General features: G+C 62.3%; 20 protein-coding genes. All 20 read left to right on the top strand.

Features of this window, described 5'->3' with window-relative positions; genetic code table 11:
* The first annotated feature begins 154 nt into the window (after positions 1-154).
* Positions 155-1,363: an MFS transporter gene (locus IGW03_RS20085; RefSeq protein ID WP_194724373.1), complete on the top strand. Its 1,209-nt coding sequence runs from the start codon at positions 155-157 to the stop codon at positions 1,361-1,363.
* 77 nt (positions 1,364-1,440) lie between these two features.
* Positions 1,441-1,947: a single-stranded DNA-binding protein gene (gene ssb, locus IGW03_RS20080; protein ID WP_194724320.1), complete on the top strand. Its 507-nt coding sequence runs from the start codon at positions 1,441-1,443 to the stop codon at positions 1,945-1,947.
* A gap of 252 nt (positions 1,948-2,199) precedes the next feature.
* Entirely contained in the window at positions 2,200-3,948 is a 1,749-nt protein-coding gene (locus IGW03_RS20075; RefSeq protein WP_228535829.1) for a putative bifunctional diguanylate cyclase/phosphodiesterase, read from the top strand.
* 13 nt (positions 3,949-3,961) lie between these two features.
* Positions 3,962-5,488, top strand: coding sequence for an HDOD domain-containing protein (locus tag IGW03_RS20070; protein WP_194724319.1), 1,527 nt, complete (start codon positions 3,962-3,964; stop codon positions 5,486-5,488).
* A 112-nt stretch (positions 5,489-5,600) separates the two neighbouring features.
* Positions 5,601-6,551, top strand: coding sequence for a diacylglycerol/lipid kinase family protein (locus IGW03_RS20065; RefSeq protein WP_194724318.1), 951 nt, complete (start codon positions 5,601-5,603; stop codon positions 6,549-6,551).
* The gene (locus IGW03_RS20060; protein WP_194724317.1) at positions 6,548-7,405 is read left to right on the top strand and encodes a metallophosphoesterase family protein; all 858 of its coding nucleotides are present in this window, start codon (positions 6,548-6,550) and stop codon (positions 7,403-7,405) included. The genes IGW03_RS20065 and IGW03_RS20060 overlap by 4 nt, the downstream gene beginning before the upstream one ends.
* 89 nt (positions 7,406-7,494) lie before the next feature.
* Complete coding sequence (locus tag IGW03_RS20055; RefSeq protein ID WP_194724316.1) at positions 7,495-8,202, top strand: transposase; 708 nt, start codon at positions 7,495-7,497, stop codon at positions 8,200-8,202.
* 205 nt (positions 8,203-8,407) lie between these two features.
* The gene (locus IGW03_RS20050; protein WP_194724315.1) at positions 8,408-13,087 is read left to right on the top strand and encodes a glutamate synthase-related protein; all 4,680 of its coding nucleotides are present in this window, start codon (positions 8,408-8,410) and stop codon (positions 13,085-13,087) included.
* 162 nt (positions 13,088-13,249) lie between these two features.
* A complete protein-coding gene (locus tag IGW03_RS20045; protein ID WP_194724314.1) occupies positions 13,250-14,713 on the top strand; it encodes a glutamate synthase subunit beta in 1,464 nt (487 codons plus the stop codon).
* Positions 14,714-14,865: 152 nt separating this feature from the next.
* A complete protein-coding gene (locus tag IGW03_RS20040; RefSeq protein WP_194724313.1) occupies positions 14,866-15,669 on the top strand; it encodes an ABC transporter ATP-binding protein in 804 nt (267 codons plus the stop codon).
* The gene (gene mlaE / locus IGW03_RS20035) at positions 15,666-16,445 is read left to right on the top strand and encodes a lipid asymmetry maintenance ABC transporter permease subunit MlaE (protein WP_194724312.1); all 780 of its coding nucleotides are present in this window, start codon (positions 15,666-15,668) and stop codon (positions 16,443-16,445) included. The genes IGW03_RS20040 and mlaE overlap by 4 nt, the downstream gene beginning before the upstream one ends.
* 108 nt (positions 16,446-16,553) lie before the next feature.
* Positions 16,554-17,024 (top strand): outer membrane lipid asymmetry maintenance protein MlaD, encoded by a 471-nt coding sequence (gene mlaD, locus IGW03_RS20030; protein ID WP_194724311.1) that lies wholly within the window; start codon positions 16,554-16,556, stop codon positions 17,022-17,024.
* Positions 17,025-17,026: 2 nt separating this feature from the next.
* The gene (locus tag IGW03_RS20025; RefSeq protein ID WP_194724310.1) at positions 17,027-17,875 is read left to right on the top strand and encodes an MlaA family lipoprotein; all 849 of its coding nucleotides are present in this window, start codon (positions 17,027-17,029) and stop codon (positions 17,873-17,875) included.
* 107 nt (positions 17,876-17,982) lie between these two features.
* A complete protein-coding gene (locus IGW03_RS20020; RefSeq protein WP_194724309.1) occupies positions 17,983-18,630 on the top strand; it encodes an MlaC/ttg2D family ABC transporter substrate-binding protein in 648 nt (215 codons plus the stop codon).
* A gap of 13 nt (positions 18,631-18,643) precedes the next feature.
* The gene (locus tag IGW03_RS20015; protein ID WP_194724308.1) at positions 18,644-18,940 is read left to right on the top strand and encodes an STAS domain-containing protein; all 297 of its coding nucleotides are present in this window, start codon (positions 18,644-18,646) and stop codon (positions 18,938-18,940) included.
* Between the two features lie 133 nt (positions 18,941-19,073).
* Positions 19,074-19,985: an ABC transporter ATP-binding protein gene (locus IGW03_RS20010; RefSeq protein ID WP_194724307.1), complete on the top strand. Its 912-nt coding sequence runs from the start codon at positions 19,074-19,076 to the stop codon at positions 19,983-19,985.
* A complete protein-coding gene (locus tag IGW03_RS20005; RefSeq protein ID WP_194724306.1) occupies positions 19,985-20,740 on the top strand; it encodes an ABC transporter permease in 756 nt (251 codons plus the stop codon). Before IGW03_RS20010 ends, IGW03_RS20005 begins: the two co-directional genes overlap by 1 nt.
* Before the next feature lie 45 nt (positions 20,741-20,785).
* Positions 20,786-21,022 carry a BolA family protein gene (locus IGW03_RS20000; RefSeq protein ID WP_194724305.1) on the top strand — a complete coding sequence of 79 codons (237 nt, stop codon included), beginning with the start codon at positions 20,786-20,788 and terminating at the stop codon, positions 21,020-21,022.
* The gene (gene murA, locus IGW03_RS19995) at positions 21,022-22,272 is read left to right on the top strand and encodes a UDP-N-acetylglucosamine 1-carboxyvinyltransferase (RefSeq protein WP_194724304.1); all 1,251 of its coding nucleotides are present in this window, start codon (positions 21,022-21,024) and stop codon (positions 22,270-22,272) included. The genes IGW03_RS20000 and murA overlap by 1 nt, the downstream gene beginning before the upstream one ends.
* Entirely contained in the window at positions 22,273-22,923 is a 651-nt protein-coding gene (gene hisG, locus IGW03_RS19990; RefSeq protein WP_194724303.1) for an ATP phosphoribosyltransferase, read from the top strand.
* Position 22,924 lies beyond the last annotated feature (1 nt).

The raw sequence follows: 22,924 nt of genomic DNA, 5'->3' as shown, positions 1-22,924 counted from the left end.
TGCCGATGACTAAACCTCAACGACCCTTGTCCTGTCGGGCTTTATACGGGTCAACCTGCTACTATAGCGGGTTTTAAAGTCCGTCGTATCTTCTGGATTCCAGCCCGTGAGCACTGTGTCAGCTACCTCTCCCGCCGACGACATCAGCACCCGCATGAGCCCCACCGAAATTCGTGCCAGCCTGTCATTGGCATCGATTTTCGCGCTGCGCATGCTGGGCATGTTTCTCATCCTTCCCGTGTTTGCCGTGCACGCGAAATCAATGCCGGGCGGGGACAATGCCACGCTGGTCGGCATCGCGATGGGCATCTACGGATTGACGCAATCCTTCGGACAGATTCCATATGGGGTCGCTTCCGACAAATACGGCCGCAAGCGCATAATAATTATCGGGCTTGTCCTTTTTGCCATCGGCTCCTTTATCGCCGCGGCGGCCGACACCCTGTTCTGGGTCACCGTCGGCCGCGCCATCCAGGGCGCCGGCGCCATCTCCGCTGCCGTCACCGCCTTCATCGCCGACACCACGCGCGAAGAGCACAGGACCAAGGCCATGGCCATGGTCGGCGGCTCCATCGGCCTAACGTTCGCGCTGTCGCTGATCGCCGCGCCGGTGATGTACAACCTGATCGGCATGGGCGGCCTGTTCGCGCTGACCGGCATCCTGTCCATCCTCGCCATCCTGGTGGTGCTGTACGTGGTGCCGGAAGCGCCGCCGATGATCGCAACCCGGCGCGTGCCGTTTTCCGAAATCCTGGCCGACAGGGAACTGATGCGCCTGAACTACGGCGTGTTCGCGCTGCACATGACCCAGATGGCGATGTTCGTGGTGGTCCCGGCGGCGCTGGTCGACTATGCCGGCCTGCCTCTGGCCGCGCACTGGAAGGTCTACCTGCCGGTGGTGCTGCTGTCTTTTGCCCTGATGCTGCCGCCGGTGTTCGCCGGCGAGCGCCGCGGCCGGATGAAGCATGTCTTCCTGGGCGCCATCGCGCTGATGCTGCTGGTGCAGCTCGGGCTGTGGCTGTTCATGTCGCATGGCGGCGCCCACTGGATGCTGCTGGTCGGATTGTTGTTGGCGTTTTTCGTATCTTTCAATATTCTTGAGGCTTGCCAGCCGTCCCTGGTGTCGCGCATCGCACCGCCGGCGGCCAAAGGGTCGGCGCTGGGCGTCTACAACACCCTGCAGGCGCTCGGACTGTTCTGCGGCGGCGCGCTCGGCGGTTGGCTGAAGCAGCATGTCGGCGCATCGTCGGTGTTCGCCGTGGGGGCGGGGCTCACTGTTGTCTGGCTTATAATTGCCGCCAGCATGAGGAACCTGCCGCGCCGCGGCAGCGCGGCCCCCGCACAGGCTGCGGAAGCCGCCTGAGTCGGGCGGGCGGCGCTATCGCATTGCATATCGATCTTTACGATCATTATTGAGTCAGTCAGCTTGAGGAGAAATTTATGGCATCGGTCAACAAGGTCATCATCGTCGGCAACCTGGGGCGCGATCCGGAAACGCGCTACATGCCGAACGGCGATGCAGTCACCAACGTCGCGGTCGCGACCACCGAAAGCTGGAAAGACAAGAACAGCGGAGAAAAGAAGGAATTGACCGAATGGCATCGGATCACCTTCTACCGCAAACTCGCCGAAATCGCCGGTCAGTACCTGAAGAAGGGTTCGCAAGTCTACGTCGAGGGCCGCCTGCAGACCCGCAAGTGGACCGACAAGGAAGGCGTCGAGCGCTACACCACCGAAATCATCGCCGATACCATGCAGATGCTGGGCAGCCGCCAGGGCATGGGCGGCGGCGCACCGTCGATGGACGATGATTACGGCAGCAGCGCCCCGGCGCCGCGCCAGAGCAGCCCGAGCATGGGCGGCGGCGGAGGTGCAGGCGGTGCTTCCCGCGGTGCCAGCCGTCCTGCGCCGAATTTCAGCGACATGGACGACGATATTCCGTTCTGAGACCCTGCTGCAGATCGCCGGATCGGCAGCAAGGTCCGGAAAATTCGAAAAGCCCCGTCATGGGGCTTTTTTTATGCAAAATCATGAACTTGCCACACATTGTGTAACGTTCACTGGAAGTTTTTTGGTGTCGTTGAAATTTCTTGCCTACAATTTGTTAAGATGCTGCAACATGTGGCCTGAACAGGGCTCAATCTTCCTCGACTACGAAGACGTCGACCGAAAGCTTCTTATAAAGACCAGCGTTTAACCATGTTTTCCATGCGCCGCGACCGGACCGAACTTGCTGCACAGGTACAGCTTGAGAGCCTCATGGAGGCGGCTGGCGATGCGGTGTTCCGGCTCGATGCCAAGGGCGTGATTCTTTATGCAAGCCGGCGCGCGGGCGAGCTGATGTCGCCGGGGGAAAGCCTGGCCGGACAGCGCCTGGAAGATTTCGTGATGCCGGCCGACCGGCCCGTCGTCGGCATGGTGATTTCGCAGGTGTTCGGCACCGGCCAGCCGGGCAAGGTTAATGTCCGCCTCAAGACCCTGTCGGCCTCGCTGTGGGTCGAGCTGCAAGTGACCGCTTACGCCGGCGCCGACGGCGACCCGGAACTGCTGGCGGTGGGCCGCGACATCTCCAGCCAGCAGGCCACCGAGGAAAGGCTGCGCCACATGGCCACCCATGATGCGCTGACCGGCCTGCCCAACCGTTCCCTGCTGTCCGACCGCATCCGCATGGCGATTGCCCAGTCGCGCCGCACCGGGCGCGGGTTTGCCGTCCTGGCGCTGGACCTGGACGGTTTCAAGAAGGTCAATGACGCCCTCGGCCATCCGGTCGGCGACGCCCTGCTGAGAGTGGCGGCGACGCGCCTGGCCGATACCTTGCGCGACGTCGATACGCTCGCGCGCGTCGGCGGCGACGAATTCGTGGCGGTGCTGCCCGGCGCCATCTCCGAGCCGGAAATCCAGATCATCGCCCGCCGCATGATCTCCACCATGCAGCTGCCTTTCGAAATCCAGGGACATGCCCTGTATGTCGGCACCTCGATCGGCGTGGCGGTGTTCCCCGAGCACGGCGACAGCGAAGTCAAGCTGCTCGCGCATGCCGATACCGCGATGTACCGCGCCAAGGAAACCGGCAAGGCGCGCTGCGTGATCTACAACCACGAGAAATTCACCCAGCCGGAACACGACGTCTCGATGGAGGCGGCGATGTTCCAGGCGGTGCGCGACGGCGAATTCCTGCTGCATTACCAGCCCATCGTCGATGCCCGCAGCCGCCAGATCATGGGCTTCGAAGCGCTCATGCGCTGGGCTCGGCCGGGGCAGGGCATGGTGTCGCCGGCGCAGTTCATTCCCATGGCCGAGAGCAACGGCCTGATCAACCTGCTCGGCGCCTGGGCGCTGAAGTCGGCCTGCGTGCAGATCAAGCGTTTCGAGGAAATCGCCGGCCGGCCGCTGTATGTCTCGGTCAACGTCAGCCCGCGCCAGTTCCGAAACGACCAGTTCCTCGACATCATGGACGAGGCCATGGCCCTGTCCGGGCTCGACGGCCAGCAGCTGCTGCTGGAGATCACCGAAGGCATCCTGATGTCCGACCCCGAGCATGCGGAAGCGCTTCTGACCGCGATGACCGCGCGCAATGTCAGGATCGCCATCGATGACTTCGGCACCGGCTATTCCTCGCTCGCCTACCTGAAGCGCTTCCCGATCGCCACGCTGAAGATCGACCGCGCCTTCATCAAGGACGTGCCGACCTCGGTCAAGGATGTGGCCATCTGCAACGTGGTGCTGAGCCTGGCCAGCCATCTCAATCTGAGCACGGTCGCGGAAGGCGTGGAAAACGAAGAGCAGCTGGAATTCCTCGCCGCCCACGGCTGCGGCCTGATCCAGGGCTTTCATACCGGCCGCCCGCTGCTGCCGGGCGATATCGTCACGCTGCTCAAGTCGCAGCAGCCGCCGTCCCGCCCGGCCAGCCCGAGGCAAGCCGAAGCGCCGGCCGCCGTCATGCAATAGCGAGACCGACTCCATGAATGCACCCTTGCACCAAGAGCCGGTCAACGCCGACAAGACCATGGAGCTGCTGTGGTCGCGCGTGCGCCAGCGCGGCGACCTGCCCGGTTTTTCCAAGGTCGTGAGCGCCATCCTCGGCGCCATGCGCGGCGACGACGATCGTGAATTCAACATGACGCGCACCGTCCTGCAGGACCCGGCGCTGACGCAGAAAGTCCTGCGGCTTGCCAACAGCGCCATGTATTCCGTCTTCGGCCAGGGCATCAATACCGTGTCCAAGGCGGTGATGGTGCTGGGGACCGAAGCCATCGGGCATCTCGCCCTCGGCCTGAAGCTGGTGGACGGCCTGTCGGCCGCGTCGTCGGAGTCGGCCAATGCCCGCGCGGAAATGCAGAAGGCGGTGCTCGCCGGCCATATCGCGCGCCAGCTCGCCTCATCGGCCAGCTCGCGCGACGCCGAAGAGGCGGTGGTGTGCTCCATGCTGCATTCGCTGGGCCGCATGATGGTGAGCTTTTACCTCTCCGACCGCTGGCAGCTGGTGCTTGAGCATTGCGCGCGCACCGGCGCCGGCGAGGATGCCGGCGCACAGGCGATCCTGGGCCTGAATCTGGACGAAGTCGGCCGGCGCGCCGCCCGGCATTGGGGATTGCCTGCGGCGGTCGTCGAAACCATGCATGACATGCCGGCGAGGAAGCCGGAGGAGCCGCTCGATCACAAGGACTGGCTGATCGCCATGTCGACCGTCTCGACGCGCTGCTCCGGCCTGCTTGCCTCCAATGATGACAATGCGGACATCGAGATCCAGCTTGCGGCGCTGGCCGCCGACTATGCCGACATGCTCGGCATCGATCCTTCGCAGATGCTGTCGGCGTTCGACGCCGCGCAGCGCAAGGCGGTGACCGAGGATGCGGTCGTCATTCGCCAGCGCCGGCGCACCGATCTGGAAGCCAAACCCGAGCCCGAACCCGAGCCGGTGAAACTGGGCAAGCCCGCCGACGCGGCCGCGCTGCTGACGCGCGGCGTGGCGGATCTGCGCGGCGCGCTGCCGACGGCCAGCAGCGGCCAGCTGCTGACCATGGCGCTGGAGACGGTCCATCAGGGACTGGGTTTCAGCCGGACCATTGCCTTTTTGCGCGACCGCGAGAAATCGCGCTATGCGGTGAACATCTATTTCGGCGAGGGGCTGCAGGATCTGCTTGCGCAGCTCATGTTCAGCGACGCCTACCAGCCCGACGTGTTCCATGCCGCGTTGGCCAACGACAAGATGATCTTCGTCGAAAACGCCCAGAATTCCGCCTTCGCCAGCAAGCTGCCGCGCTGGTGGCGCGACGCCTTGCCGACGGTGCGCAGCTTCACCGTGCTGCCCCTGACCCTGAACCGTCAGCCGGTCGGCTTCATCTACGGCGATTGGGACATGGACAGGCCGCCGGCGAAGATCGAGCAGGCCGAGGTGGTGCCGCTGAACGAGCTGCGCACGCTGATCGTCCGCGGCCTCGAACGGCGCCGTGCCGCCGAACCGGCATGGACCCGCAATATCCTGTAAGTGCATCGAGCGCTTCGCTGCATCGTCTTCCTGAGAAGTATCAATGCATGCCAAACGCATGCGCGCCAAGCTATTGCAACTTGATCCACTCCGCCCGCGCAAGCGGACAGGTATGACTGGCTCCCTATCCCGGCAACCCCAACTTTCCGCCAATTCCGCCATTACCGTACTTCTCAACGCCCGCGCCGGCGATACCAACGCGGCGGCTTTCCGCAAGGAAGTCACGGACGCGCTTGCTGAGGCTGGCGCATCGTTCCGCGTCATGGAAATGACGCCGGGCAACGACTTCCTCGCCGCGGCTCGGCAAGCCGTGCTGGATGCGAAAGACCATGACGGCATCGTCGCCGCCGCCGGCGGCGACGGCACCATCAACACGGTCGCGGCGCTGTGCTGCGAGCACGATGTCAAGATGGGCATCATTCCCGCAGGCACCTTCAATTATTTCGCCCGCGACCTGTCCATACCCACGGATGCAGCCGAAGCCGCGCGCAACCTGGTTGAGGGCAGGATCGAACGCGTCTCGGTCGGCTATATCAATGACCGCATCTTCCTGAACAACGCAAGCTTCGGCCTTTACAGCAAGCTGATCCGGCACCGGGAGGAAGTGAAATCCAGGTTTGGCCGCTTCCGCATCGTTGCGGTGCTGGCGGCGCTGGTTTCGCTGTTTCGCGGACAAAAGCCTTTCAGCATCGCAATGCATGTCGGAAAGGAAAAGCTGGTGCGGCGGACCTGCATGGTGTTCGTGACCAACAACCTGATGCAGCTGTCGCATCTCGACAAGGAGGTGGCGCAGCAGACGCCGGAAGACGGCATGGCTGTCTTCGTGATGCGGCCTGTCACCCGGCTGGATATCTGCCGGCTCATCCTGCGCGGGGTGATGCGCAACCTGGCGAGCGACTCGCAGCTCGAAACCTTCTGTACCGACAGCTTCGAGGTCGAAACCCGCCGCAGCGGCATCGATGCGGTGGTCGACGGGGAAATCGTCAGGTGCCGCACACCGCTGTCATTCCGTACCGTGCGAGGGGCGCTGCAGGTCGTCGTGCCGGCCAGGACGTCTGCATGACCCTGATCGTCCACTTGTCCGATACCCATTTCGGTACCGAGATACCGGCGGTCGTGGATGCATTGCGCAACATCGTTTCCGCCCGCAAGCCGGACCTGATTATCGTGTCAGGCGACATCACGCAGCGTGCGCGCCGCGCCGAATTCGATGCCGCCAAGCGCTTCTTCCAGTCGCTTCCGCCCCCGTTGCTGGTCATCCCGGGAAACCACGACATTCCGCTCTTCGATCTGCTTGCCCGCGGGCTTTTTCCCTACAGGAATTACTGCGCGGCGCTGGGCAGGCAGAGCGGCACCTGGTTCGGCGGCGATGTGGCCGTGTTCGGTTTCAACAGCACCAGTCCGCTGCGGCATACCCGCGGCAAGCTTTCGCCGGCGCATTTCAAGGCGACGCTGAAGGAGGCTCCGCCGGAATCGCCCCGCAACTGCATCCGCATTGCCTGCGTCCACCAGCCCCTGCATACCGCTTGGATGCAGGATGCGCATAACAGGCTGATCGATGTCGAAGCAACAGCCGAACAGTTTTCCCGGCATGATTTCGATCTCGTCCTGAGCGGCCATGTGCATGTGCCCTACATCGCCACCACGCGCGAGAGTTTTCCTGCTCTGAACCGGCATTTCATATTGAGCGGGGCGGGCACCGCCACCTCGTACAGGACACGGCCCGGCGCACCCAACTCCTTCAACTTCATCGAAACCGGAAGCAACGGGGAAGACGCGGAAGTCGACATCACGCTATGCCGCTTCGATGAAGAAAAAAGCGAGTTTCTGGAGAACCCGCCATATCGCTTCCGGCGCGTTCAAGACGGCTGGAAGGAAATTCCGCCCGACATATCGCAGGTTGCCGCCCCGGGATAGTTGAACCGGTTCCCAGCCGTCATGCAGCCGGGTGCTTGCGATAAAATGCGCCCACCCGCCGCATCCGCATGGCCTAACGACCGCTCACCATGGCACGACTTCCGCGTCTAGTTGTACCGAATCAGCCGCATCACATCCTGCAGAGCGGCATCGACCAGCAGCCGATATTCCGCGATGCGGCCGACCATACCCAGTTTCTCGGCTGGCTGCGGGACGCAGCAAGGCAATTCAAGGTGGCGGTGCATGCTTATGTGCTTTTGCCGTCGCAGATCCAGCTTCTGGTGTCGCCGTCCGACAACACCGGGCTGGCGCGCATGATGCAGTGGGTGGGACGGCACTATGTCCCTTATTTCAATGCCAAGTATCAGCGTGCCGGCACGCTCTGGCAGAGCCGCTACAAGGCCACGGTCATCGAGTCGGAAAACTATTTCCTGACATGCAGCCAGTACATCGAACTGAGTCCGGTAAGGCATGGCCTGGCAGGCATGCCGGGCGAATATCCATGGTCCAGCCATGCCCATCATGCCGGCATGCGTTCGGACCCGCTGATCCACGATCATCCGCTGTTCTGGGCGCTCGGCAACACGCCTTTCGACCGTGAAGCGGCTTACCGCAGCCTGATCGACCAAGGTCTGGTGGAGAGCCAGTGGCTTGCATTGGAAACCGCGGTCGCGAAGGGGTGGCCGCTGGGCTCGGAAAAGTTTCTCAAGGTTCTTGCCAAGCAGACAAGCCGCAGGGTGAGTCCTGCCAAGCGGGGAAGGCCGGCCAAGCCGAAAGCCGAAGCTGAACCGATTTAGCTCCTGTCAGAAAGTCTCGCTTGTCTAACCATCTGATATCAAGAAGCGCACCAAGTCTGTGCAAATTCTCTCTGTCCCCATTTATTTGTGTGCAAAGTTGGTGAAATACTTAATTTGACTCCGACCCTATTTAATTTAGATTGAACTATCTATTGCGCTGCACTATCCTTCTGCTTCAATACCCCAAAAGTTGCGGAGAATCTTTATGCACGCGCAAGGTCTTTACGATCCTTCCAATGAACACGACGCCTGCGGCGTCGGTTTCATCGCCCACATCAAAGGCAAGAAAAGCCATTCCATCGTCGAGCAGGGTCTGCTCATCCTGAAGAATCTCGACCACCGGGGCGCAGTCGGCGCCGATCCGCTGATGGGCGACGGCGCGGGCATTCTGATCCAGATCCCCGACCAATACTACCGTGAAGAAATGGCGAAGCAGGGCATCAACCTGCCGCCGCCCGGCGAATACGGCGTCGGCATGGTCTTCCTGCCGAAGGAGAACGCCTCCCGCATCGCCTGCGAACAGGAAATCGAGCGCGCCGTGTCCGCCGAAGGCCAGGTCGTCCTGGGCTGGCGCGACGTGCCGGTCGACTTCGACATGCCGATGTCGCCGACCGTCCGCGCCAAAGAGCCGGTCATCCGTCAGATCTTCATCGGCCGCGGCCCGGACATCATGGTCACCGACGCGCTCGAGCGCAAGCTGTACGTGATCCGCAAATCCTCCGGCCACGCGATTCAGGCACTGAACCTGATCCACGGCAAGGAATTCTTCGTGCCGTCGATGTCGGCGCGCACAGTTGTATACAAGGGCCTGCTGCTGGCCGACCAGGTCGGTGTTTACTACAAGGACCTGCAGGATCCGCGCTGCGTCTCCGCGCTGGCCCTGGTTCACCAGCGCTTCTCGACCAACACCTTCCCCGAGTGGCCGCTGGCTCACCCCTACCGCCTGATCGCCCACAACGGCGAAATCAACACCGTCAAGGGCAACTTCAACTGGATGCGCGCCCGTGAAGGCGTGATGAAGTCGGCCGTCCTCGGCGACGACCTGCAGAAGCTGTTCCCGCTGATCTATGAAGGCCAGTCCGACACCGCCTGCTTCGACAATGCGCTCGAACTGCTGCTGATGGCCGGCTACCCGCTCGCCCAGGCGATGATGATGATGATCCCGGAAGCCTGGGAAAACCATACATTGATGGACGACAACCGCCGCGCCTTCTACGAATACCACGCCGCGATGATGGAGCCGTGGGACGGCCCCGCCGCGATGGCCTTCACCGACGGACGCCATATCGGCGGCACGCTCGACCGCAACGGCCTGCGTCCGGCGCGTTACATCCAGACCGATGACGATTTCGTCGTCATGGCTTCCGAGTCCGGCGTGCTGCCGATCCCGGAATCGAAGATCATCAAGAAATGGCGCCTGCAGCCGGGCAAGATGTTCCTGATCGACCTCGACGCCGGCCGCATCATCGACGACAAGGAACTCAAGGACACCTACGCCAACGCCAAGCCGTACAAGCAGTGGATCGATTCCGTGCGCATCAAGCTCGACGAACTCGATGCCGAGCCGGTCGAGCCGAAGTCCGAGATCGCGCTGCTGGACCGCCAGCAGGTGTTCGGCTACACCCAGGAAGACCTGAAGTTCCTGATGGCGCCGATGGCGTCCGCCGGGGAAGAAGCCGTCGGTTCGATGGGCAACGACTCGCCGCTGGCCGTCATGTCCAACAAGAACAAGACGCTCTACAACTACTTCAAGCAGCTGTTCGCCCAAGTGACCAACCCGCCGATCGACCCGATCCGCGAAGCCATGGTCATGTCGCTGGTATCCTTCATCGGCCCGCGTCCGAACCTGCTCGACACCAACAACATCAACCCGCCGATGCGGCTCGAAGTGTCGCAGCCCATCCTCGACTACGCCGATATCGCCAAGCTGCGCAACATCAGCAAGCACACCGGCGGCAAGTTCAAGTCGCATGAACTGAACATCTGCTACCCGGTCGCTTGGGGCAAGGAAGGCATCGAGGCGCGCCTGGCATCGCTGTGCGCGAAAGCCGTCGACGCCGTCAAGTCGGGCCACAACATCCTGATCATCTCCGACCGCAAGTTCGATTCGGAGCAGGTCGCCATCCCGGCGCTGCTGGCAACGTCGGCCATCCACCTGCACCTGGTCAGCAAGGGCCTGCGCACCTCGACCGGCCTGGTCGTGGAAACCGGTTCCGCCCGCGAAACCCACCACTTCGCACTGCTCGCCGGCTACGGCGCGGAAGCCATCCATCCCTACCTCGCGATGGATACGCTGTGCGAAATGGCCAAGGGCCTGCCGGGCGCGCTGTCGGCTGACAAGGCGATCTACAACTTCCAGAAGGCCGTCGGCAAGGGCCTGATGAAGGTCATGTCCAAGATGGGCATCTCGACCTACATGTCCTACTGCGGCGCGCAGATCTTCGAAGCCATCGGCCTCAACAAGGCGCTGGTCGACAAGTACTTCAAGGGCACCGCGTCCAACGTCGAAGGCATCGGCGTGTTCGAGGTTGCCGAGGAAGCGCTGCGCCTGCACAAGCTGGCCTTCTCCAACGACCCGGTGCTGGCCAACGCGCTCGACGCCGGCGGCGAATACGCATTCCGCGTGCGCGGCGAAGACCACATGTGGACGCCGGACGCGATCGCCAAGCTGCAGCATTCGACCCGTTCCAACAACTTCAACACCTACAAGGAATACGCGCAGATCATCAACGATCAGTCCAAGCGCCACATGACCTTGCGCGGCCTGTTCGAGTTCAAGATCGATCCGTCGAAAGCCATCCCGATCGACGAAGTCGAACCGGCCAAGGAAATCGTCAAGCGCTTCGCCACTGGCGCCATGTCGCTCGGCTCGATCTCGACCGAAGCGCACGCCACGCTGGCGATCGCGATGAACCGCATCGGCGGCAAGTCCAACACCGGCGAAGGCGGCGAGGACGAGAACCGCTACCGCATGGAACTGAAGGGCATTCCGATCAAGAAGGGCGAAACGCTCGCTTCCGTGATCGGCAAGGACCGCGTCGAAGTCGACCTGCCGCTGCTGGCCGGCGATTCGCTGCGCTCGAAGATCAAGCAGGTGGCATCGGGCCGTTTCGGCGTCACCACCGAGTACCTGACTTCCGCCGACCAGATCCAGATCAAGATGGCGCAGGGCGCGAAACCGGGCGAAGGCGGCCAGCTGCCGGGCCACAAGGTCTCCGAGTACATCGCCAAGCTGCGTTTTTCGGTGCCGGGCGTCGGTCTGATCTCGCCGCCGCCGCACCATGACATCTACTCGATCGAAGACCTGGCGCAGCTGATCCACGACCTGAAGAACGCCAATCCGAAAGCTTCGATCTCGGTCAAGCTGGTGTCCGAAGTCGGCGTCGGCACGGTGGCCGCGGGCGTTGCCAAGGCCAAGGCCGATCACGTCGTGATCGCCGGCCATGACGGCGGCACCGGCGCCTCGCCGCTGTCGTCGGTCAAGCATGCCGGCTCGCCTTGGGAACTCGGCCTGGCCGAAACCCAGCAGACCCTGGTGCTGAACCGCCTGCGCAGCCGCATCCGCGTGCAGACCGACGGCCAGATCAAGACCGGCCGCGACGTCGTCATCGGCGCGCTGCTCGGCGCCGACGAATTCGGTTTCGCGACTGCGCCGCTGGTCGTCGAGGGCTGCATCATGATGCGCAAGTGCCACCTGAATACCTGCCCGGTGGGCGTCGCCACCCAGGACCCGGTCCTGCGCGCGAAATTCCAGGGCAAGCCGGAACACGTGGTGAACTACTTCTTCTTCGTCGCCGAAGAAGCGCGCCAGATCATGGCCCAGCTGGGCGTTCGCAGCTTCAACGAGCTGATCGGCCGAGCCGACCTGCTCGACAAGTCGAAGGCGATCGCGCACTGGAAGGCCAAGGGCCTGGACTTCAGCAAGATCTTCTACCAGCCTGAAGTGCCGGAGTCCGAGCCGCGCTACCAGGTCGAAGAGCAGGATCACGGCCTCGACGGCGCGCTCGATCACAAGCTGATCGCGCAGGCCAAGGCCGCGCTGGAGAAGGGCGAGAAAGTGTCCTTCATCTCGCCGGTGCGCAACCGCAACCGCACCGTCGGCACCATGTTGTCGGGCGAGGTCGCCAAGCGCTACGGCCATGAAGGCCTGCCGGACGACACCATCCACATCCAGCTGCAGGGCACCGCAGGCCAGTCGGCCGCCGCCTTCCTGGCGCACGGCATCACGCTGGACCTGGTCGGCGAAGGCAATGACTACGTCGGCAAGGGCCTGTCGGGCGGCCGCATCATCGTGCGTCCGAACACCGAGTTCCGCGGCTGGGCTGTCGACAACATCATCGTCGGCAACACCGTGCTGTACGGCGCGATCGCCGGCGAAGCCTTCTTCAACGGCGTGGCGGGCGAACGTTTCGCGGTGCGCAACTCCGGCGCGGTCACCGTCGTCGAAGGCACCGGCGACCACGGCTGCGAATACATGACCGGCGGCACCGTGGTCGTGCTCGGCGCAACCGGCCGCAACTTCGCGGCGGGCATGTCGGGCGGCGTGGCCTACGTCTACGATCCGGACGGCGAGTTTGCCAAGAAGTGCAACATGTCGATGGTGGCCCTCGATCCGGTGCTGTCCTCGGCCGAGCAGGAAGCCAAGTTCGACAAGTCGGTATGGCATGCCGCCACCCGCGGCGCCGAGCGCCAGACCGACGAGGCGATCCTCAAGGGCCTGATCGAACGCCACTTCAAGTACACCGGCAGCACCCGTGCGCGCAACCTGCTCGACGACTGGGCCAATGGCCGCAGCAAGTTCGTCAAGGTCTTCCCGACCGACTACAAGCGGGCTCTGGGCGAAATGTATGCCGCCGCTCAGGCAAAAGAAAAGGTCGCAGCGTAATCAAGGTATTTGCTGTTTTGTCCCTCCTCCCCAGTCCCTGGCGGAGGAGGTTAGGTAGAGGAATGTCCGTCGCCGCAATTCTCAACGGCGGCAGACGCTTCCCGGCCCGAAGCGCCCCGGTAGGGACGCCAGGGAGACAAATAAGAACACTGAAGGAACATCATGGGTAAAGTCACCGGTTTTCTGGAATTCCAGCGCTTGCAGGAAGCAAGCGAAGCCCCCGTCGCACGCAAGAAGCATTACAAGGAATTCGTCGTCCATCTGAGCGACGCCGACGCCAAGGTGCAGGGCGCACGCTGCATGGATTGCGGCATCCCGTTCTGCAACAACGGCTGCCCGGTCAACAACATCATTCCCGACTGGAATGACCTGGTTTACCACGGCAATTACAAGGAAGCGCTGGACAACCTGCATTCCACCAACAACTTCCCGGAATTCACCGGCCGCATCTGCCCGGCACCCTGCGAAGCTGCCTGCACGCTGGGCATCAACAATGATCCGGTGGGCATCAAGTCGATCGAGCATTTCATCATCGACAAGGGCTGGGAAAACGGCTGGGTCGTCCCTCAGATCCCTTCTGCCAAGACCGGCAAGAAGGTTGCCGTCGTCGGCGGCGGTCCCGCAGGCATGGCGGCTGCCCAGCAGCTGGCGCGCGCCGGCCACGACGTCACCGTGTTCGAGAAGAACGATCGCATCGGCGGCCTGCTGCGCTACGGTATCCCCGACTTCAAGATGGAAAAGTCGCACATCGACCGCCGCGTCGAGCAGATGAAGGCCGAAGGCGTGACCTTCCGCACCGGCGTCTTCGTCGGCAAGGATTTCCCGTCCAACGTCTACAACTGGGCCAAGGAAACCATTTCCCCCGACCAGCTGAAGAAGGATTTCGATGCGGTCGTGATCACCGGCGGTGCGGAAAACCCGCGCGACCTGCCGGTTCCGGGCCGTGAACTCAAGGGCGTCCACTTTGCGATGGAATTCCTGCCGCTGCAGAACAAGGTCAATGCCGGCGACAAGGTCAAGGACCAGATCATGGCAAGCGGCAAGCACGTCATCGTCATCGGCGGCGGCGATACCGGCTCCGACTGCGTGGGCACTTCCAACCGCCACGGCGCTGCCTCCGTCGTCCAGTTCGAGCTGCTGCCTCAGCCGCCCGAAGAAGAAAACAAGCCGCTGGTCTGGCCTTACTGGCCGACCAAGCTGCGCACCTCCTCGTCACACGAAGAAGGTTGCGAACGTGACTGGGCAGTGGCGACCAAGCGCCTGGAAGGCAAGAACGGCAAGGTTGAAAAGCTGATCGCCGCCCGTGTCGAATGGAAAGACGGCAAGATGCAGGAAGTGCCGAACTCCGAGTTCGAACTGAAGGCCGATCTGGTGCTGCTGGCGATGGGCTTTGTCTCGCCGGTACAACAGGTGCTGGATGCCTTCGGCGTCGAAAAGGACCCCCGCGGCAATGCCAAGGCAAGCACCGAGGGCGACAACTGCTACAAGACCTCGGTCGACAAGGTCTTCGCCGCAGGCGACATGCGCCGCGGCCAGTCGCTGGTGGTCTGGGCCATCCGCGAAGGCCGCCAGTGCGCGCGTGCCGTCGATGAATACCTGATGGGTTCGTCGGTCCTGCCGCGCTAAGGCGTATAAGCTGTTTTTGTTGCAAGAAGCCCGCCAGATCATCGAATTTGGCGGGCTTTTTTGTTGGTTTTTCGGCGCGGCTTGGTTTATGCCAAAAGTGCGATTGCAATTTCTGCACTACAATCTCACCTTTGCGTAAACATTCCCCCGCTGTGCCTAATCTCGTCGAAATCCGCGATCTTCATTTTGCCTATGGGCCGCGGCCTATCCTCTCCGGACTCCATATGGATTTCCCTCAGGGGAAGGTGGTCGCCGTCATGGGCGGCTCCGGCTCGGGCAAGACGACGATCCTGCGCCTGATCGGCGGACAGATCTCCCAGCAGCGGGGTACGGTCACAGTGGCCGGCGAAGCCATCGATCCCCGCAACAGCAAGGCGCTCTATGTACAGCGCCGGAAGATGGGCATGCTGTTCCAGCACGGTGCGCTGTTTACCGATCTGTCGGTATTCGAAAATGTCGCCTTCCCGCTGCGCGAGCATACGCGGCTGCCGGAAGACATGATCCGCGACCTCGTCCTGATGAAGCTGCATGCGGTCGGCCTGCGCAACGCGGCCCAGCTCAAGCCCTCGGAGATTTCCGGCGGCATGGCGCGGCGGGTGGCACTGGCGCGCGCGGTGGCGCTCGATCCGCAGCTGATCATGTACGACGAGCCCTTCGCAGGCCTTGACCCCATCTCGATGGGCGTGACCGCCAACCTGATCCGTCATCTCAACGATGCCCTGGGTTCGACTTCCATCGTGGTATCGCATGACGTGCACGAAACCTTCCACATCGCCGATTACGTCTACTTCCTTTCGCAAGGGAAGATCGTCGCCCACGGCACGCCGGAGCAGATGCGTTCCTCCGACGATCCCTATGTGAAGCAGTTCGTCCACGCCCAGGCGGACGGGCCTGTGCCTTTCCACTACCCGGGCCGCACGCTCGCGGAAGACTTGCAGATGGGAGGGCGGCGATGATCGTCAACGCGGTGTCGGCCATTGGCCGCTGGGTAAGGGAATCGGTTTCCAACGTCGGTTTTGCCGCGCGCTCCTTCCTTTCCGTCCTGATGGCATCGGCCGGGCTGTGGCGCCGCCCGCGCCTGATCACGGACCAGATTCATTTCATCGGCAATTATTCGCTGGTGATCATCGCGGTGTCTGGCCTGTTCGTCGGCTTCGTGCTCGGCCTGCAGGGCTATTACACCCTGAACCGCTACGGCTCCGAACAGGCGCTCGGCCTGCTGGTGGCGCTGTCGCTGACGCGCGAGCTGGGGCCGGTGGTGACCGCCTTGCTGTTCGCCGGGCGCGCCGGCACGTCGCTGACTGCCGAGATCGGGCTGATGAAGGCGGGCGAACAGCTGTCGGCCATGGAAATGATGGCGGTGAATCCGCTCGAGCGCGTGGTCGCGCCGCGCTTCTGGGCAGGGGTGATCGCCATGCCCATCCTGGCCGCCATCTTCAGCGCCGTCGGCATTCTCGGCGGCTATATCGTCGGCGTGCTGATGATCGGCGTCGACGAAGGGGCGTTCTGGTCGCAGATGCAGGCCGGGGTCGACATCTGGAAGGATATTGCCAACGGCGTCATCAAGAGCGTGGTCTTCGGTTTTGCGGTAACGTTCGTTGCCTTGTTTCAAGGGTATGAGGCGCAGCCGACGCCGGAAGGCGTTGCGCGCGCGACGACCCGCACCGTGGTCATCGCTTCCCTGACCGTGCTGTGGCTGGACTTCCTGCTGACCGCTCTCATGTTCAATTGAGGTAAGGTAAAAACGGCAACGTCGCCACCGCGGACGCAATCTAAACAGTTTTTTCTTGACGTGAAACCATACAAGCGGTTTTGCAACCTATAGTGTGAGTGTGTAGTCATGCAACGTAAATCATTGGACCTCTGGGTCGGCATGTTCGTCCTGTTGGGTGCAGCCGCACTCGTGTTTCTGGCATTGAAGGCCGGCAACATGAGTTCCCTGTCATTCGCGCCCACCTATACCGTCACGACGCGGTTCGACAACATCGGCGGCCTCAAGCCCCGCGCCCCGGTCAAGAGTGCCGGCGTGGTGGTGGGGCGTGTGGCCGACATTCGTTTCGACGACAAGACTTATCAGGCTCTCGTAACCCTGAGCCTTGAAAGCAATTACAAGTTTCCCAAGGACAGTTCGGCGAAGATTCTGACGTCGGGCCTGCTTGGCGAACAGTACATCGGCCTGGAACCGGGCGGAGATACCAACAATCTTGCCGCCGGCGACCGTATCAAGATGACCCAGTCTGCCGTGGTGCTGGAAAACCTGATCAGTCAGTTTCTCTACAGCAAAGCGGCGGAAGGAAAGGAAGGCGAATAACAATGAAGGCAGTACCGCTAATAACAACAAGCCTGATTGCCGCGGCGATTGGACTGTCCGGTTGCGCCTCTACCAGCAACAATCCCAAGGACCCGTTTGAAGGTTTCAACCGGGCCATGTTCACTTTCAACGACAAGCTTGACCAGGCTGCGGTGAAGCCTGCGGCGGAGGTGTATAGCAATGTCGTTCCGCAGTTCGTGCAGATCGGCATCAGCAACTTCTTCGGCAACCTCGGCGACGTCTGGACGGCGTTCAACAATCTGCTCCAGGGCAAGGTGGAAGACGGCATGTCCGACGTCATGCGGTTTGCCGTCAACTCGACCTTCGGCCTTGCCGGCGTGCTGGACATCGGGTCCGAGGCCGGCTTGGCCAAGCATAGGGAAGACTTCGGCCAGACGCTGGGCAAGTGGGGGGTCAAGTCGGGTCCCTATATCGTGCTTCCCGTCTTCGGTTCTTCCACCTTGCGGGACACGGCTGCATTGCCGGTGGATATGAGCGGCGATCTTTGGAGTTACTATGATCCGGTGCACTGGCGCAATACCGGCACCGTGGTCCGCCTGATCGATCTGCGCGCAAGTGTTCTCGATGCCTCCAACCTGCTTGAAGAAGCGGCACTGGACCGCTATGTATTCGTACGTGATGCCTATTTGCAGCGCCGGCAGAGCAAGGTGTACGACGGAGAGGTTCCGGAAAGCAAATATGAGCATGATGTCGGTCCGACCGAAGCCGCCGAGGAGCCGGCAGGCAAGAGTACGCCGGTATCCGCGTCGGAACCGGCCACCGGACCGGTTGTCAAACTGGAAAAAAATGAAGGCACGGGTGCAATGCCCGGCGCGGAGACGAAACAATAGACCGTTGCCCGGTATGCCGATAAGGCATGTCGCGCGTTTCCCGAACTGCGGCGCGGCGTTCGCGCTGCATGTTGCTCCTGCAAACTGCTTATTTCACTCAGGAATCTATGAAACTGCTCAAGACTCTATTTGCCATCGCCAGCCTGACGATCGGTGCGCTCGGCTTTGCTCCTGCCGCCTCCGCTCAGGAAGCGCCCGACGCGCTGGTCAAGCGCATCAGTCAGGAAGTGCTTGACGCCGCCAAGAGCGACAAGGATATCCAGGGCGGAAACCAGAAGAAAGTGCTCGAACTGGTCGAAGCCAAGATTCTTCCGCATGTCGACTTTCAGCGCATGACCGCGCTTGCGGCTGGCCGCTTCTGGCGTGAAGCCACGCCCGAACAGCAGAAGCAGCTGACCACGGAGTTCCGTTCACTGCTGATCTATACCTATTCGGGCGCCATTTCCCAGGTCCGTGACCAGAAGCTGGAATTCAAGCCCCTGCGCGCCGATGCGTCCGATACCGAAGTCGAAGTGCGTTCGCAGGTCGTGCAGCCGCGCGGCGGCGATCCCATCCAGCTGAACTACCGTCTCGAAAAATCGCCGAGCGGCTGGAAGATCTATGACGTCAACGTGCTCGGCGCCTGGCTGGTCGAAACCTACAAGGGCAACTTCGCCTCGGAAATCAGCAAGGGCGGCATCGACGGCCTGATCAAGACGCTGTCGGACAGGAACAAGCGCCTGGCCGCCAGCGCCGCGAAATCCTCCAAGTCCTGATACCGGCCCGTCCATGTATCAGCCCACCCTGACGCTGACCGTCAACAATGCGCAAACCGTGCTCGAAGCCGGTTTGCGCGCGATCGCCGAAGGCCAGACCCAGATCGACCTTGGTGGCCTGTCGGTGGTCGATTCGGCCGCGGTGGCCACCATGCTGGCATGGCAGCGCGCCGCGCAGCGTGCCGGCAAGCCGCTGGCCTTCCGCAATCCTTCCACCAGCCTGCAGAGCCTCATCGAACTGTACGGCGTCGCCGAGCTCGTTTCCATCACACACGCCGGCGAACATCACGGCGATCTCGCCCATCATTGACGGTCTGCCGCCGCTCCGGCGGCCCGTCCCCGCTCCGGCTTCCTGACCGGAAATCCAATATAATCAAGGGTTCCGTCAAAGCTTGCGCCTTCCTGCGCGCAAGCAGCCTTCCCGATAAAGTGATCAAGCCGCCATGGCTGCCCTTCAAATCGTCAATGTTGAAAAACGCTACAAGTCGCTGCAGGCGCTTGGCGGCGTTTCCCTGTCCATCGAGCCGGGAGAGTTCTTCGGCCTGCTGGGTCCCAACGGTGCGGGAAAGACAACCCTGATTTCCATCATCGCCGGACTCAACCGCGCCGATTCCGGCACGGTATCGATTCACGGCCATGATGTCGTCAAGGACTATCGCGAAGCCCGCAAGCGGCTCGGCGTCGTGCCGCAGGAGCTGGTGTTCGATCCCTTCTTCACGGTGCGCGAGACGCTGCGCATGCAATCCGGCTATTTCGGTCTGAAGAAGAACGACGACTGGATCGATGAAGTCATGGCCAATCTGGACCTGACCAACAAGGCCGATACCAATACCCGCGCACTGTCCGGCGGCATGAAGCGGCGCGTGCTGGTGGCGCAGGCGCTGGTGCACCGGCCGCCGGTCATCGTGCTCGACGAACCGACCGCCGGCGTTGATGTGGAATTGCGCCAGACGCTGTGGAAATTCATTTCCCGGCTCAACCGCGAAGGCCACACCATCGTCCTGACCACGCATTACCTGGAAGAAGCCCAGGCGCTGTGCAACCGCATCGCCATGCTTAAGGCGGGCAAGGTCGTCGCACTGGATTCGACTTCCGCCTTGCTCAAGCGGATTTCCGGCTCGCAGCTGATCGTCCACCTGGCGCGCGGCAGCCTGCCCGATGCGCTCAAGCCCCTGGTGTCCCATCCCGACGAACTCATCGCCGGCGGCAAGTACACGCTGCGCGTCAACGACTATACCGAAGTCGAGCCCATCCTCGCCGCCTTGCGCGAGGCCGGCGCCGTGATCGACGACATGCATCTGCAGCAGGCCGACCTGGAAGACGTGTTCATCCAGATCATGGAAGGGGAGAAGTGATGACAGGGTTCCAGACTCTTTTCTACAAGGAAATTTTGCGTTTCTGGAAAGTCGCGACCCAGACCATCACCGCGCCCATCGTGACCGCCATGCTGTACCTGCTGATCTTCGGCCATGTGCTGGAAGCGCATGTGCAGGTCTATCCGGACGTGCGCTATACCGCCTTCCTGGTGCCCGGCCTGGTGATGATGAGCGTGCTGCAGAATGCCTTCGCCAACAGTTCGTCCTCGCTGATCCAGTCCAAGATCACGGGCAACCTGGTGTTCGTGCTGCTGCCGCCGCTGTCGCACTGGGACCTGTTCGCCGCCTATGTGCTGGCGGCCGTGGTGCGCGGCCTGGCGGTCGGCGCCGGCGTGTTCCTGATCACCACGTGGTTTACCGACCTGAGCTTCTTTGCACCGTGGTGGATTGCCATTTTCGCCCTGCTGGGCGCCTCCATCCTCGGCACCATGGGACTGATCGCAGGCATCTGGGCGGAAAAGTTCGACCAGCTCGCGGCCTTCCAGAATTTCCTGATCATGCCGGCAACCTTTTTGTCGGGGGTGTTTTATTCCATCCATTCGCTGCCGGTTTTCTGGCAGACGGTATCGCACTTCAATCCGTTTTTTTATATGATTGACGGCTTCCGCTACGGCTTCTTCGGCAAGTCCGACGTCGATCCATTGTTCAGCTTTTTCATTGTCAGCGTGTTTTTCGTGCTGCTCGCGGGCTTCGCGATCCGCATGCTCAAACGCGGATACAAGCTGCGTCACTAAGAATCACCCAGACCGTCAGGTCAACCAGGTCCCGAAGGGAAGACCATGCTACCTACACCCGAGCTTGTCAAAAGCTATATCGCCGCCGGCCTCAACTGCACCCACCTCGAAGTGGAAGGCGACGGCCAGCATTTCAATGCCGTGATCGTGTCCGATGCCTTCGCCGGCAAGCGCCTGATCCAGCGCCACCAGCTGGTGTATGCCGCACTCGGCGACCGCATGCGCGAGGAAATCCATGCGCTGTCGATGAAGACGCTCACCCCTGACGAATTCCAGAAATAATGGACAAACTGCTTATTACCGGGGGCAACCGCCTGTCCGGCGACATCACCATTTCCGGCGCCAAGAACGCCGCCTTGCCCATCCTGTGCGCCGGCCTTCTCACGGCCGACACGGTGCAGCTGTCGAACGTGCCGCATTTGCAGGACGTCAACACCATGCTCAAGCTGCTGCGCCAGATGGGCCTGCGCGTCGAGCAGGATGACGACCGCTTTTCCCTCAACGGCGGCGCCATCGACAAGTGCGAAGCGCCGTACGAGATGGTGAAGACCATGCGCGCATCGATCCTGGTGCTCGGCCCGCTGCTGGCGCGCTTCGGTGAAGCCAGGGTATCGCTGCCCGGCGGCTGCGCGATTGGCTCGCGTCCGGTCGACCAGCACATCAAGGGCCTGCAGGCGATGGGCGCCGAGATCAGCATCGAGGCCGGCTACATTCACGCCAAGGCCAAGAAGCTCAGGGGCGCGCGCATCGTCACCGACATGATCACCGTCACCGGCACCGAAAACCTGCTGATGGCCGCCACACTGGCCGAAGGCGAGACGGTTCTGGAAAATGCGGCGCGCGAGCCGGAAGTCACCGACCTCGCCAACCTGCTGGTGGCCATGGGCGCGAAGATCGAAGGCATCGGCACCGACCGCCTGGTGATCCAGGGCGTCGACAAGCTGCACGGCGCATCCCACACCGTGATCGCCGACCGCATCGAAACTGGCACCTTCCTGTGCGCAGTGGCGGCAGCCGGCGGCGACGTCACGTTGAAGAACACCCGCAGCGACATTCTCGACGTGGCCTTGGACAAGCTGCGCGAAGCCGGCGCCGTGCTGACCACGGGCAGCGACTGGATCCGCGTGCAGATGTCGGCGCGCCCGAAAGCGATCAGCTTCCGCACCACCGAATACCCGGGCTTCCCGACCGACATGCAGGCGCAGTTCATGGCGCTCGACTGCATCGCCGAAGGCAGCAGCCGCGTCACCGAAACCATCTTCGAGAACCGCTTCATGCACGTGCAGGAACTCAACCGCCTCGGCGCGTCCATCGACATCGACGGCCACACGGCGATCGTGCAGGGCGTCGAGAAGCTGGTCGGCGCACCGGTGATGGCGACCGACCTGCGCGCATCCGCTTCACTGGTGATCGCCGCGCTGGCGGCCCAGGGCCAGACGCTGGTCGACCGCATCTATCACCTCGACCGCGGCTACGACCGCATGGAAGTCAAGCTGTCCGCCGTCGGCGCCAACATCGAGCGGGTCAAGTAAATGAACCGGCAACTGACACTCGCACTCTCCAAGGGCCGCATCTTCGAAGAAACGCTGCCGCTGCTGGAAGCAGCCGGCATCACGGTCACCGAAAACCCGGAAAAGTCGCGCAAGCTGATTCTGCCGACCAACGATCCGGATGTGCGCGTCATCATCGTGCGCGCTTCCGACGTGCCGACCTACGTGCAGTACGGCGCGGCCGATTTCGGCGTGGCCGGCAAGGATGTGCTGCTCGAACACGGCGGCGAAGGGCTGTACCAGCCGATCGACCTCAACATCGCCAAGTGCCGGCTGTCGGTCGCGGTGCCCGCCGGCTTCGACTATGCCAATGCGGTGCGCCAGGGCGCGCGCCTGCGGGTGGTGACCAAGTACGTCAAGTGCGCGAGCGAACACTTCGCCGCCAAGGGCGTCCATGTGGACCTGATCAAGCTCTACGGTTCGATGGAGCTCGGCCCGCTGGTCGGCCTGTCGGATGCGATCGTCGACCTGGTGAGCACCGGCAGCACGCTGCGCGCCAACAACCTGGTCGAGGTCGAACACATCCTCGACATCTCTTCGCGCCTGGTGGTCAACCAGGCGGCACTGAAACTCAAGCGCGAGCGCCTGCAGCCGATCCTGGAGGCCTTCGAAAAAGCTTCGAAAGCGGCATAAC

The sequence above is a fragment of the Noviherbaspirillum malthae genome, from assembly GCF_015352985.1.
Classification (GTDB): Bacteria; Pseudomonadota; Gammaproteobacteria; order Burkholderiales; family Burkholderiaceae_D; genus Noviherbaspirillum; species Noviherbaspirillum malthae.
Note: the sequence above shows the minus strand (reverse complement) of the source record. Positions and strands in the feature narration are given on the sequence as shown.